Raw genomic sequence first — 11,558 nt, forward strand, 5'->3', positions numbered from 1 at the left:
CCGCCGCCACGTAACCTCGCGGCATGAGCAGGCCCGAGACGTTCACGCCGCCGCCCGGCACGTACGCCCGTCCGCTGTCGACGGCCCGTGGTGACTTCGCCGCCCTGGTCGGCGGGCCCGCGTCGGGGCCGGTCCGGGGCACCGCCCTGCTGCTGCCCGGGTTCACCGGCAGCAAGGAGGACTTCATCGCGCTGCTGCGCCCGCTGGCGGACGCCGGGTACCGCACGGTCGCCGTGGACGGACGCGGCCAGCACGAGACCCCGGGCCCCCGCGAGGACGAGTCCGCGTACGCCCGGGCCGAACTGGCCGGTGACGTCCTCGCGCAGGCCGCCGCGCTGGGCCCCGCGCCCGTCCATCTGCTCGGGCACTCCTTCGGCGGGCTCGTCGCGCGCACGGCGGTGGTCACGGACCCCGCGCCGTTCGCCTCGCTGACGCTGATGGCGTCGGGCCCCGCCGCGGTGTCCGCGTCCCAGCAACAACGGGTGACGCTGCTGCGCGACGCTCTCGGGGCGTTCGACATGGCGCAGGTCTGGGAGGCGCTCCAGGCGTTCGAGGCGGCGGCCGGCGCCGTGCCGCGGGGCGACGAGGAGGATCTGCGGCGGCGCTGGATGAACACCAGCCCGGCGCAACTGCTCGCGGCCGGGCGGCAGTTGTGCGACGAGCCGGACGGGATCGACGCACTGGCGCCGGTCGCGCCGCCGACGCACGTGCTGTCGGGCGAGGAGGACGAGGCCTGGCCGGTGCCGCTGCTCGACGCGATGGCGGCCCGGCTGAGCGCCGCGCGCACGGTGATTGCGGGCGCCGGCCACTCCCCGAACACGGACCGCCCGCTGGAGACGTCCGCCGCGCTCGCGGCCTTCTGGGACGGGGTCCCGGACCGCCGCACGGACGATCACGCCGCGTAGCTGCACGACCGCGCTACCGGCGAGTAATTAGCTCTTCGAAAAATTTCCTTAGCGTAGGGAATGTTTGCACGGGGCAACCCGTTGTACCCCACAGAACGCGGGGCACTTCGGCCACGCAATCCACTCTTAACGGTCAGGCAACCGCCTGGCCGTACGACAGGGCGAGGCTTTTGTCCTGTACCAGTAGTTCTCCTTCAGGAGGATGACCAGACGAAGGGAGAAGCCCTTGCGCTTCGAGATCATGCGACTGGACGACGTCGACGGCACCGCTGTCGACACCACCGTCGTGGACGCCGCCTCCGTCAATCGGATCGTTCAGCAGGCCGCCGCCATAGGGCAGCGCCTCTACATCCGCCCGGCCGAGTCCACCGCCTCATAACGGCGAGCGGCTCACACACTTCGAAGCCCCCGTACGCACCGTGCGTACGGGGGCTTCGCGCGTACCGGGGGCCGGAACCGGCCGGGTCGGGATGGCCAGGACGGTCAGGCCCCCTGGATCACCTGGGTCACGCCGTTGATGATCTGCTGCACGGCGATCGCGGAGAGCATCATGCCCGCGAGCCGGGTCACGAGGACGACGCCGCCGTCCTTGATGACGCGGATGATGACCAGCGAGTACCGCATGACCAGCCACAGCACGACGTGGATGGCGACGATCGCCGACCAGACGGAGACCTGCGTGGCCACGGAGCCGGCCTTCTGGACGGCGAGGATGACGGAGACGATCGCGCCGGGACCGGCGAGCAGCGGCATGCCGAGCGGCACGAGCGCGACGTTGACGTCCTTGGTCTGCTTCGGCTCGTCCGTCTTGCCGGTGAGCAGGTCCAGCGCGATGAGCAGGAGCAGCAGGCCGCCCGCGATCATCAGCGCGGGCACGGAGACGTGCAGGTAGTCGAGGATCTGGTGACCGAGGACGCCGAACACGGCGATGACACCGAAGGCCACGCAGACGGCCTGGAAGGCCATGCGCTTCTGAACCTTGGCGGGCCGGCCCGCGGTGAGGGCGAGGAAGATCGGGGTGATTCCGGGGGGATCCATAATCACAAAAAGGGTGAGAAAGAGGGATCCAAAGACAGCAGCGTCGAACACAGTGAGGTCTTGCCTTGCGAGTGGGGAGCGGAAGAGGGACGAAAGTACGGGGGATGGCCGGGAGCACGGGCGGGCCGCCCGGGTCACACGCCCTGGGGGCGCGGCCGGGTCGGCTGCCGGGAGGCGGTGCGGCCGGTCAGGCGCGGCGTCCGCCGGCCCCCGGGACCGGGAAGGCCCCCGTGGCGCGGCGCGTGATCTCCCCGTAGACCTCGGGGTCGGTCGTGTACTCGCCGGGCACACAGGTCTTGCGGCTGCCGTGGTAGTCCGACGAGCCGGTGGTGAGCAGGCCGGTGTCGGCGGCGAGGGCGCGCAGCCGGTCGCGGGTGGCGGCGTCGTGGTCCATGTGGTCGACCTCGATGCCGTCGAGACCGGCCTCGGCGAGCTTGACGATGGCCGACTCGGGGACGGTGCGTCCGCGCTCGGCGGCGGCCGGGTGCGCGAAGACGGTGACCCCGCCCGCGGCCTTGACCAGCCGGATCGCCTCGAAGGGGTCGGTCTCGTGCTTGTCCACGTAGGCGCGGCCGCCGTCGGCGAGCCAGTCGCGGGTGAACGCGTCGGAGACGGTGGGCACGACGCCGAGCTCGACGAGCGCGGAGGCGATGTGCGGGCGACCGACGGATCCGTCCCCCGCGATGCGGGCGACCTGGTCCCAGGTGACACCGACGCCCAGGTCGTTCAGCTTGGCGACCATGCCCTTGGCGCGCGGCACCCGGTCGTCGCGGACCAGCTCGCGCTCGCGCAGCAGGTCGGGCTCGTCGGGGTCGAACAGGTAGGCCAGCATGTGCATGCTCACGCCGTCGAGGCGGCAGGAGAGCTCGGCGCCGGTGACCAGGGTCAGCCCCTGCGGCAGGGCCGCGATCGCCTCGGCGTGGCCGCGCGTCGTGTCGTGATCGGTGAGCGCCACGACATCCAGGCCGGCCGCGGCGGCGTTGCGCACCAGCTCGGCCGGGGTGTCCGTGCCGTCGGAGGCGGTGGAGTGGGTGTGCAGGTCGATGCGCACGGCTGCGACTCCAGACTCGGACGGAAGGACAGAGGGACGGCAGAGGGACGACGGAGGAACGGCGGAAAGACGGGGCCAGAAGCAGCGGGCGGCCCGATCGCGCGAGACCGATCGGGACGGACGGATCGGGATCGCTCGAGGGTGCCGGGACCGCCCGGGGTTTCGGACCCGCTCAAGGATAGCGGGGATCCGGGGAGCTCCGGTCACCGCCGCAGCGGGCCCGGACCCCTTACCCGTACCGGGCGCCGCGGCCCGCGGCCCCGGCGCTACTCGATGATCCTCGGCGAGAGCGCCCCGCACGGCAGCAGGTCGACCTCCGCGCCCGCGTCCCGCAGATCGGTGAGGACCAGCTCGTCGTACATGAGCAGGCCCGACTGCTCCGGCCAGATGATCGCCCACAGCCACAGCCCGCGCGCCTCCCCCGCGAAGACGGCGCGATCCTCCGGGGTGCCGGTGACGTGCCACAGCGGGGTGGGTCGGCCGGCCGCGAGGACCTTGGCCTGCGGCGGTCCGGTGACGTCCAGGGAGGGTCCGGGGTCGGGGCCGTCGATGCCCGCGTAGCGCGCACCGAGTCCGACACCGAGCTCCTCGGCGACGAGCACCAGCTCGCCCATCCCGCCGAGCGGTCCGGGTCCCGAGCACGCGACGGCGGTGGCGCGGCCCCCGGTGCGGTCGTCGCCCGCGTTGGCCACGCCCGTGAAGAGCCAGCCGACCGGGAGCGGCCAGGGCATCCACACGGGGACGTGGGCGCGGTGCACGACGACGCCGAGCGCCTCGACGCTGGGCGGGATGACCGGCTGCAGTGGATGCACGGCGCCGTGCACGTCGCACTGCCAGGAGTCGGCAAAGAGGCCGGGAGCCCTGACCCGGCCACCACACTTCGGGCAACTGGGTTCGCCCCTCATACCCACCCACGATCCGCTCCGCCCCGCGCCGCGTCAAGGACGATCACCCGTCCGGGCCGGTGTCTCCCTCGTCACAGATAGATGTATCTTGCATTTATTAGCGCATCTAACTTATTGTGTGTATACACCAACGATCCACCGTCCCCAAGGAGCAGCAGGCATGAGCCACAGCAGTGCAGGAGGTCCCGCCGAAGAGGACCCGTTCGACGCAGGTGCGACCAGCATCCTGCGTCAGCCGAAGGCGGTCTGGGCGACCGCCGGGGCATCCGTCGTCGCCTTCATGGGCATCGGGCTCGTCGACCCGATCCTGCCGTCGATCGCACAGGGGCTCGAGGCCACGCCGAGTCAGGTCTCCCTGCTCTTCACCTCGTACTTCCTGATCACCGCGGTCGCGATGCTCGTGACCGGGTTCGTCTCCAGCCGGATCGGCGGCAAGAAGACGCTGCTCGCCGGGCTCGCCCTCGTCGTGGTCTTCGCCGCGCTCGCCGGCACCTCGGGCTCCGTCGGCGAACTGGTCGGCTTCCGGGCCGGCTGGGGCCTGGGCAACGCCCTCTTCGTGTCGACCGCGCTCGCCGTCATCGTCGGCGCCGCGGCGGGCGGCAGCGCCGCCGCGATCCTGCTCTACGAGTCCGCGCTCGGCCTGGGCATGGCCTGCGGCCCGCTGCTCGGCGCCCTGCTCGGCAACGCCAGCTGGCGCTACCCGTTCTTCGGTACGGCCGCCCTGATGGCCATCGGCTTCGTCTGCATCAGCGTGTTCCTGAAGGAACAGCCGAAGCCCGCCCGCAAGACCTCGCTGCTCGACCCGATCAGGGCGCTCGGCCACGGCGGCCTGGCGTCGGCGGCACTCTCGTCGTTCTTCTACAACTACACGTTCTTCACCGTGCTGGCCTTCACCCCGTTCGTGCTGAACATGACCCCGTACAAGTCGGGCGCCGTGTTCTTCGCGTGGGGCGTGCTGCTCGCACTGTTCTCGGTGATCGTCGCGCCGCGCATGCAGGCCCGGTTCGGCTCCCTGAAGGTGCTCGGCGGCTCGCTCGTGCTGCTCGCGGCCGACGTGCTGGTGCTCGGCTACGGCAACCACACCACGGCCGTCGTCTGCACGATCCTGTCCGGTGCCTTCATCGGCGTGAACAACACCGTCTACACCGAGCTGGCCCTCGGCGTCTCCGACGCCCCGCGGCCGGTGGCCTCCGCCGGCTACAACTTCGTCCGCTGGTTCGCCGCCGCGGCCGCCCCGTTCTTCGCGCCGAAGATCGAGGAGTGGAGCAACATCCACATCCCGTTCGTCGTCGCCGCGGTCACCGCCGTCCTCGGCGCGGTCGTCGTGTGGGTGCGCAGGAGCGCGCTGACCCATGACGCGGAGGAGCTGGAGCCGCAGCACGCGAGCGAGGACGGCGTCTCGGTCTTCGCGAGCTGACAGCCAAAACCTCAGTCCAGCGGAACGGACCTGCGCAGCGGATCGCGCAGGTCCGTTCCGCCGTTCAGCCACTTCTCCTGGAGCGCGCCCGCGCCGTGCACCCGCTTCCACGCCGCCTCGTTCTGCGTCATCGGCAGCAGCGGCAGGAACCGTACGGGGTCGAGCGGCTCGTCCAGGTCCAGGTCCTCCACGAGACCGCCGGGCTCCGCCACCAGCACGGAGGTGAACGGCGCGCCCGGCCACAGCGGCTCCCCCACGTCCAGGGAGGCACCCGGCGCCACGACCACGCCCTCGACCTGCGGCGACGCGGCCAGCACGGCCAGCGGGCGCAGCGCCTTGTCGGTGTCGGCAAGCCCGGCACGGACCGTGAGGACCAGCTCGGCGCGCGGGCCCTTCACGGGGTCGGCGAGCGCCGCCGTGGGGTCGGACATCGGGGACGCGGACATGCCGAGCGTCGCGTAGCGCACGACGTCGTCCTCGGAGAACCGCAGCACCTCGATGCGGTCCGTGCCGAGGAACGTGACCGCGGCGCGCGCGTCCGGTTCGCCGAAGGCCGACCGCAGCCGGGCCTCCACGAGTGCAAGAACTTCTCCCATCCCGCGAGCATAGAACTCGCATGCAAGGGGTAAAGAAGGGGCTTGCTTCTTCCGTCGGCTGATAGTCTTGGCCGCTGGTCGGCATGGTGCGCACCGCGTTCCCGCCGGGCGTCCTCAGAGCGCCCGAAGCGTCGGCCCGTCACCGTCCCCCACGGGGGACCGGCCGGAGGAGGTGGGGCTGTCATGGATCGAAGTCGACCGTGCAGTACCACCCGTTCTTCCGGCCGCTAGGCCCGCATCTCCTTTCCGCAGTCCGCTGCCGACGGCCGTCCGTGCCGTCCCCCGGGCTGTCGCGTGCGCCGGAAGAGCGCTTCGTTTCCACCTGATCTTTCCGATCGCGATCTTTCCGATCGCACCGATCTGAGTCAGTCAGCGAAGCCGCCCCGGTTCCGGTGCGGTGCTACCCGCTTTGTGGACGTGCAGTAAGTCCGTCGGCCAGGACGTCCTCATTCCGGGTGGTTCCACCCGTCGCCGCCGCGGCTCCCGCTCGCGAAGGAGCCTGCCCATGTCGATGATCCGCGACCTGCGCGCCGCCGTCCGCCCCTCGCTGCGCAAGAGCGTGGCCCCGTACGGGAACGAGGCGCGCTCCTCGTACGACCCGACGCGGGACCCGACCGCGGTGAGCGCCGTCGTCGACTGCGCCGTGTACCGCGACGGCCGCCGTGTGGAGTCCGCCGAGTGCCTCACCCCGAGCGAGGCGCGCCACCGTGTGCGGCGCGACGGGGGCTTCGCCTGGATCGGGCTGCACGAGCCGACCGAGGCCGAGTTCGCCGGGATCGCCGCCGAGTTCGGGCTGCACCCGCTGGCCGTCGAGGACGCCGTGCACGCGCACCAGCGGCCCAAGCTGGAGCGCTACGACGACACTCTGTTCGCCGTCTTCAAGACCATCCACTACGTCGAGCACGCCGAACTGACGGCGACCAGCGAGATCGTGGAGACCGGCGAGGTCATGTGCTTCACCGGCCGGGACTTCTTCATCACCGTCCGGCACGGCGGGCAGGGCTCGCTGCGCGCGCTGCGGCACCGGCTGCAGGACGACCCCGAGCTGCTCGCCAAGGGGCCGAGCGCCGTGCTGCACGCCATCGCCGACCACGTCGTGGACGGCTACCTGGCCGTGGCCGACGCGATGCAGGACGACATCGACGAGGTCGAGACGGACGTCTTCTCGCAGACCGGCAAGGGATCCCCGCGCGGCACCGACGCGGGCCGGATCTACCAGCTCAAGCGCGAGGTCCTGGAGTTCAAGCGGGCCGTGGCCCCGCTGCGCCGGCCGCTGCAGCTGCTCAGCGAGCGGCCCATGCGGCTGATCGACCCGGACATCCAGAAGTACTTCCGTGACGTGGCCGACCACCTGGAGCGCGTCCAGGAGCAGGTCATCGGCTTCGACGAACTGCTCAACTCGATCCTCCAGGCCAATCTCGCGCAGGCCTCCGTCGCGCAGAACGAGGACATGCGCAAGATCACCTCGTGGGCGGCGATCATCGCCGTCCCGACCATGGTCTGCGGGGTCTACGGCATGAACTTCGACCACATGCCCGAGCTGCACTGGCGGTTCGGCTATCCGATGGTGCTCGCCCTCATCGGCGGCATGTGCTTCGGGATCCATCGCACCCTGAAGCGCAACGGCTGGCTGTGAGGGAGCGCCGATACGCTGTGCCGCATGACGACTCCTGAACTGCTCGACGCCGCCCTCGTCGAGGAGGCCACGAAGAAGTCCGGACTCATCTGGGTCCGCGGCGGCTCCGGTGCCGACCGCGCGCTGTGGCACGTGTGGCACGAGGGCGCGGCGCTCGTGATCGGGGACGGACCGGGCGAGCAGCCGCTGCCGGACCTCACCGACGGCGGCACCGCGGTCGTCACCGTCCGCAGCAAGGACAAGGGCGGCCGGCTCATCGGCTGGCGGGCCTCGGTCGTCGAGCCGGCCCCGGGCACCGAGGCGTGGGAGGCGGCCGTCGCCGAGCTGAAGGGCAAGCGGCTCAACGCGCCGGACGCGGAGACCATGACCGAGCGCTGGGCCGCCACGTGCCGGGTGCTGCGCCTGGAGCCGGTCGCGGGCCCGCCCGTCCCGGCGTCCGACGGTTCGCTCGCCACCGCACCGCTGGAGTCCCCGGCGACGACGCGGAACGCGGTCCCGGCCGCCCTGCCCAAGCTCCTCACCCGCCGCCGCAGGCGCTGACAGGAGCTCAGGAGGAGGGCAGCGCCCGGCCGTAGTCGACGGTGTCGGCGTCGTCCGGCTCCTGGAGGTCGAAGCTCTTGCCCCACTCGGTCAGCCGCAGGGTTCCCGCGCCGCCCGCGCGCTCGAGCCGCATCGGGTAGGCGGTCCCCTCCAGCGACACGTCGAGGGTGCCGCCCGCGCCCTTGTCACCGCTGAGTTCGATGGTGCGGACGCCGCCGGAGGTGCCGCGCTCGCCCTTCGCCACGCTGCCGTGCAGCGTGAGCAACCCGTCGAGCAGCACCTTCTTGTCCGTGAAGGTGCTGAGCTGCTTGTACGAGGGGTCGCCCGAGGGCACCTTCACGTACTTGCCGTCGAGCTTCTGCGCGGCGGTGTCGCCTCCGTGCTCGCCCTTGCCGTCGTCGGAGTGCGTCCAGAAGGCGGCGCTCGCCTTGAGGAAGAGGTGCTCGTCGACCCGGAGCAGCTGGAAGGTGCCGTCCCCCGTGGTCACCGATCCGGCTCCGCCGTCGTCCTTGAGCCGCATGTCGAGCTTGTACGTCCTGCCGCCGCTGACCACCGAACCGGCGACGTGCACCGTGTCCGCCCCCTGCGCCGCCTTGACCGTACGGCTCTGGATCTTCGTGGCGGACAGCCTGCCGACCCCGTTGGTCCCGGCGTCCGGGTCCTGGTCGCCGCCGCACGCGGTGAGCGCGGCCACGAGCCCCGCGCCCAGCACGACGGCCGGCAGGAACCGGCTGCGGGGGCGACGGGCCAGGGGGTGTGCGGTCACGGGCGGGACCACCTCTCGTGCGGCAAGGGGGTGCGGCGAGCGGGCAGGACGGCAGCGTACCCGTGCCATCTGCGACGACTCCCCCAGGGCCGGACCGGCGTGGGCGCCGAGGCGCGTTCGACGGGCTCGGGCTAGCCTGATCACCAGATTGCTCGTATGTACGCCCGGACAGGGACGGAAGGGAGTGGGGCTGACATGGCGGCAGGCGCGCCCCGTATCTTCGTCTCGCATCTGTCCGGCATCGCCGTCTTCGACCCGAACGGCGACCAGGTCGGACGGGTGCGCGACCTCGTGGCGATGCTCCGGGTGGGCCGGCGCCCCCCGCGGCTGCTCGGGCTCGTCGTCGAACTGTCCACGCGCCGCCGCATCTTCCTGCCCATGACCCGCGTCACCGGCATCGAGTCCGGCCAGGTCATCACGACGGGCGTGCTCAACGTCCGGCGTTTCGAGCAGCGGCCCACCGAGCGGCTCGTGCTCGGCGAGATGCTGGACCGGCGGGTGCGGCTCGTCGAGACGGACGAGGACGTCACCGTCCTCGACGTGTCGATCCAGCAGCTGCCCGCGCGCCGCGACTGGGAGATCGACCGCGTCTTCGTCCGCAAGGGCAAGGGCAGCGCCTTCCGCCGCAAGGGCGAGACACTGACCGTCGACTGGTCGGCCGTCGACGGGTTCTCCCTGGAGGAGCACGGGCAGGGCGCCGAGAACCTGCTGGCCACCTTCGAACAGCTGCGCCCGGCCGACCTGGCGAACGTGCTGCACCACCTGTCCCCCAAGCGCCGCGCCGAGGTCGCCGCCGCCCTCACCAACGAGCGGCTCGCGGACGTCCTGGAGGAGCTCCCCGAGGACGACCAGATCGAGATCCTCGGCAAGCTGAAGGAGGAGCGCGCCGCCGACGTCCTGGAGGAGATGGACCCGGACGACGCGGCCGACCTGCTCAGCGAGCTGCCCGAGGAGGACAAGGAGCGCCTGCTCGCGCTGATGCAGCCGAGCGACGCGGCCGACGTGCGGCGCCTGATGGCGTACGAGGAGCGGACCGCGGGCGGACTGATGACGACCGAGCCGATCGTGCTGCGGCCCGACGCGACCGTCGCCGACGCCCTCGCGCGCGTCCGCAACCCCGACCTGTCCCCCGCGCTCGCCGCCCAGGTCTACGTGTGCAGGCCGCCGGACGAGACCCCGACCGGCAAGTACCTCGGCACCATCCACTTCCAGCGCCTGCTGCGCGACCCTCCGTACACGCTGGTCAGCGCGGTCCTCGACGAGGACCTTCAGGCGCTGAGCCCCGACGCGGCGCTGCCGGAGATCGCCGGCTTCTTCGCCACGTACGACATGGTGGCCGCGCCCGTCGTCGACGAGAGCGGCTCCCTGCTCGGCGCCGTGACCGTGGACGACGTGCTCGACCACATGCTCCCGGACGACTGGCGCGAGCAGGAGTTCCTCCTGGCCGGGGAGGTGCCCCATGGCGACTGAGGAGCGCGAGAGGGACCGCGAGCGGACCGGCGAGACCCGCAGGCCGCGTATCCGGCTCGACCAGCCGCGCCCGCCCCGCCGCAAGCTGCTGCCGGACTACGACCCGGAGGCCTTCGGGCGGCTGTCCGAGCGCATCGCCCGCTTCCTGGGCACGGGCCGGTTCATCGTCTGGATGACGATCCTGATCATCGCGTGGGTCGCGTGGAACATCGTGGCTCCCCGGGATCTGCGCTTCGACCAGTACCCGTTCATCTTCCTCACGCTGATGCTGTCGCTCCAGGCCTCCTACGCGGCCCCGCTGATCCTGCTCGCGCAGAACCGGCAGGACGACCGCGACCGGGTCAACCTCGAACAGGACCGCAAGCAGAACGAGCGGTCGATCGCCGACACCGAGTATCTGAGCCGCGAGGTCGCCGCCCTGCGGATCGGCCTCGGCGAGGTGGCCACGCGCGACTGGATCCGCTCCGAGCTGCAGGACCTCCTCAAGGAGCTGGAGGAGCAGCGGCACTCGTCGGCGTTCCCCGGCGAGCACGAACGCGGACGTGACGCAGACGACCGCTGACGGGCCTTTCCGCACCCCGGTTACCCCGCCGTACTATCGACCGTATGGCTACGGAAGACGCGGTGCGCGAGGCACTCGCGACAGTGAACGACCCCGAGATCCATCGCCCCATCACCGAACTGGGGATGGTCAAATCGGTGGACATCGGTGCGGACGGAGTCGTCGCGGTCACCGTGTACCTGACCGTGTCGGGCTGCCCGATGCGCTCCACGATCGAGAACAACGTGCGCGACGCGGTCGCCCGCGTCGAGGGCGTGACCGACGTGCAGGTCACCCTCGACGTGATGAGCGACGAGCAGCGCAAGGAGCTCGCGACGGCGCTGCGCGGCGGCACCGCCGAGCGTGAGGTCCCGTTCGCCAAGCCCGGCTCCCTGACGCGTGTCTACGCGGTCGCGTCCGGCAAGGGCGGCGTCGGCAAGTCCTCGGTGACGGTGAACCTGGCCGCGGCGATGGCCGCGGACGGGCTGAAGGTCGGCGTCGTCGACGCGGACATCTACGGCCACAGCGTGCCCCGCATGCTCGGCGCGGACGGCAAGCCCACCCAGGTCGAAGACATGATCATGCCGCCGTCGGCGAACGGCGTGAAGGTCATCTCGATCGGCATGTTCACCCCGGGCAACGCCCCGGTGGTCTGGCGCGGCCCGATGCTGCACCGCGCGCTCCAGCAGTTCA

13 protein-coding genes are annotated in these 11,558 nt (G+C 71.5%); 8 read left to right on the forward strand and 5 right to left on the reverse strand.

All coding sequences use genetic code 11. The features are described 5' to 3' along the window. Positions 1 to 23 precede the first annotated feature (23 nt). Together GTW43_RS19580 and GTW43_RS37570 are read left to right on the forward strand one after the other, a co-directional pair. Positions 24 to 905: an alpha/beta fold hydrolase gene (locus tag GTW43_RS19580; protein WP_161303314.1), complete on the forward strand. Its 882-nt coding sequence runs from the start codon at positions 24 to 26 to the stop codon at positions 903 to 905. Positions 906 to 1,107: 202 nt separating this feature from the next. After that, positions 1,108 to 1,284 (forward strand): hypothetical protein, encoded by a 177-nt coding sequence (locus GTW43_RS37570; protein ID WP_202501697.1) that lies wholly within the window; start codon positions 1,108 to 1,110, stop codon positions 1,282 to 1,284. Between the two features lie 104 nt (positions 1,285 to 1,388). Here GTW43_RS37570 and GTW43_RS19585 read toward each other — a convergent pair whose 3' ends face one another. From GTW43_RS19585 to GTW43_RS19595, 3 genes are all read right to left on the reverse strand, one after another. Beyond that, positions 1,389 to 1,994: a MarC family protein gene (locus tag GTW43_RS19585; RefSeq protein ID WP_161303315.1), complete on the reverse strand. Its 606-nt coding sequence runs from the start codon at positions 1,992 to 1,994 to the stop codon at positions 1,389 to 1,391. A 136-nt stretch (positions 1,995 to 2,130) separates the two neighbouring features. Continuing rightward, positions 2,131 to 2,994 carry a PHP domain-containing protein gene (locus tag GTW43_RS19590; protein WP_161303316.1) on the reverse strand — a complete coding sequence of 288 codons (864 nt, stop codon included), beginning with the start codon at positions 2,992 to 2,994 and terminating at the stop codon, positions 2,131 to 2,133. Positions 2,995 to 3,260: 266 nt separating this feature from the next. Next, entirely contained in the window at positions 3,261 to 3,899 is a 639-nt protein-coding gene (locus GTW43_RS19595; RefSeq protein WP_161303317.1) for a DUF6758 family protein, read from the reverse strand. A gap of 160 nt (positions 3,900 to 4,059) precedes the next feature. Here GTW43_RS19595 and GTW43_RS19600 point away from each other — a divergent pair, with 160 nt between their 5' ends. After that, the gene (locus tag GTW43_RS19600; RefSeq protein WP_161303318.1) at positions 4,060 to 5,316 is read left to right on the forward strand and encodes an MFS transporter; all 1,257 of its coding nucleotides are present in this window, start codon (positions 4,060 to 4,062) and stop codon (positions 5,314 to 5,316) included. An 11-nt stretch (positions 5,317 to 5,327) separates the two neighbouring features. Here GTW43_RS19600 and GTW43_RS19605 read toward each other — a convergent pair whose 3' ends face one another. Continuing rightward, entirely contained in the window at positions 5,328 to 5,912 is a 585-nt protein-coding gene (locus GTW43_RS19605; RefSeq protein WP_161303319.1) for a suppressor of fused domain protein, read from the reverse strand. A gap of 505 nt (positions 5,913 to 6,417) precedes the next feature. Between GTW43_RS19605 and GTW43_RS19610 the strand changes: the two genes are divergently transcribed. After that, positions 6,418 to 7,548 carry a magnesium and cobalt transport protein CorA gene (locus tag GTW43_RS19610; RefSeq protein ID WP_161303320.1) on the forward strand — a complete coding sequence of 377 codons (1,131 nt, stop codon included), beginning with the start codon at positions 6,418 to 6,420 and terminating at the stop codon, positions 7,546 to 7,548. Between the two features lie 24 nt (positions 7,549 to 7,572). Continuing rightward, positions 7,573 to 8,088 (forward strand): hypothetical protein, encoded by a 516-nt coding sequence (locus GTW43_RS19615; RefSeq protein ID WP_161303321.1) that lies wholly within the window; start codon positions 7,573 to 7,575, stop codon positions 8,086 to 8,088. Between the two features lie 7 nt (positions 8,089 to 8,095). Here GTW43_RS19615 and GTW43_RS19620 read toward each other — a convergent pair whose 3' ends face one another. Beyond that, complete coding sequence (locus tag GTW43_RS19620) at positions 8,096 to 8,854, reverse strand: hypothetical protein (RefSeq protein ID WP_161303322.1); 759 nt, start codon at positions 8,852 to 8,854, stop codon at positions 8,096 to 8,098. Between the two features lie 195 nt (positions 8,855 to 9,049). Here GTW43_RS19620 and GTW43_RS19625 point away from each other — a divergent pair, with 195 nt between their 5' ends. The 3 genes from GTW43_RS19625 to GTW43_RS19635 all read left to right on the forward strand — a co-directional run. Beyond that, positions 9,050 to 10,324 carry a CBS domain-containing protein gene (locus GTW43_RS19625; RefSeq protein WP_161303323.1) on the forward strand — a complete coding sequence of 425 codons (1,275 nt, stop codon included), beginning with the start codon at positions 9,050 to 9,052 and terminating at the stop codon, positions 10,322 to 10,324. Continuing rightward, positions 10,314 to 10,886 carry a DUF1003 domain-containing protein gene (locus GTW43_RS19630; RefSeq protein WP_161303324.1) on the forward strand — a complete coding sequence of 191 codons (573 nt, stop codon included), beginning with the start codon at positions 10,314 to 10,316 and terminating at the stop codon, positions 10,884 to 10,886. The genes GTW43_RS19625 and GTW43_RS19630 overlap by 11 nt, the downstream gene beginning before the upstream one ends. Before the next feature lie 44 nt (positions 10,887 to 10,930). Next, positions 10,931 to 11,558 (forward strand): P-loop NTPase (locus GTW43_RS19635; protein WP_161303325.1); only part of this gene is annotated, 628 nt, incomplete at its 3' end.

Source organism: Streptomyces sp. SID5785 (genome assembly GCF_009870065.1).
Classification (GTDB): Bacteria; Actinomycetota; Actinomycetes; order Streptomycetales; family Streptomycetaceae; genus Streptomyces.

Bases quoted from the DNA above. Each gene is read 5' to 3' on its own strand.
- GTW43_RS19580 (WP_161303314.1), top strand. From the start codon at position 24: ATGAGCAGGCCCGAGACGTTCACGCCGCCGCCCGGCACGTACGCCCGT.
- GTW43_RS37570 (WP_202501697.1), top strand. From the start codon at position 1,108: ATGACCAGACGAAGGGAGAAGCCCTTGCGCTTCGAGATCATGCGACTG.
- GTW43_RS19595 (WP_161303317.1), bottom strand. From the start codon at position 3,899: ATGAGGGGCGAACCCAGTTGCCCGAAGTGTGGTGGCCGGGTCAGGGCT.
- GTW43_RS19600 (WP_161303318.1), top strand. From the start codon at position 4,060: ATGAGCCACAGCAGTGCAGGAGGTCCCGCCGAAGAGGACCCGTTCGAC.
- GTW43_RS19605 (WP_161303319.1), bottom strand. From the start codon at position 5,912: ATGGGAGAAGTTCTTGCACTCGTGGAGGCCCGGCTGCGGTCGGCCTTC.
- GTW43_RS19610 (WP_161303320.1), top strand. From the start codon at position 6,418: ATGTCGATGATCCGCGACCTGCGCGCCGCCGTCCGCCCCTCGCTGCGC.
- GTW43_RS19615 (WP_161303321.1), top strand. From the start codon at position 7,573: ATGACGACTCCTGAACTGCTCGACGCCGCCCTCGTCGAGGAGGCCACG.
- GTW43_RS19625 (WP_161303323.1), top strand. From the start codon at position 9,050: ATGGCGGCAGGCGCGCCCCGTATCTTCGTCTCGCATCTGTCCGGCATC.
- GTW43_RS19630 (WP_161303324.1), top strand. From the start codon at position 10,314: ATGGCGACTGAGGAGCGCGAGAGGGACCGCGAGCGGACCGGCGAGACC.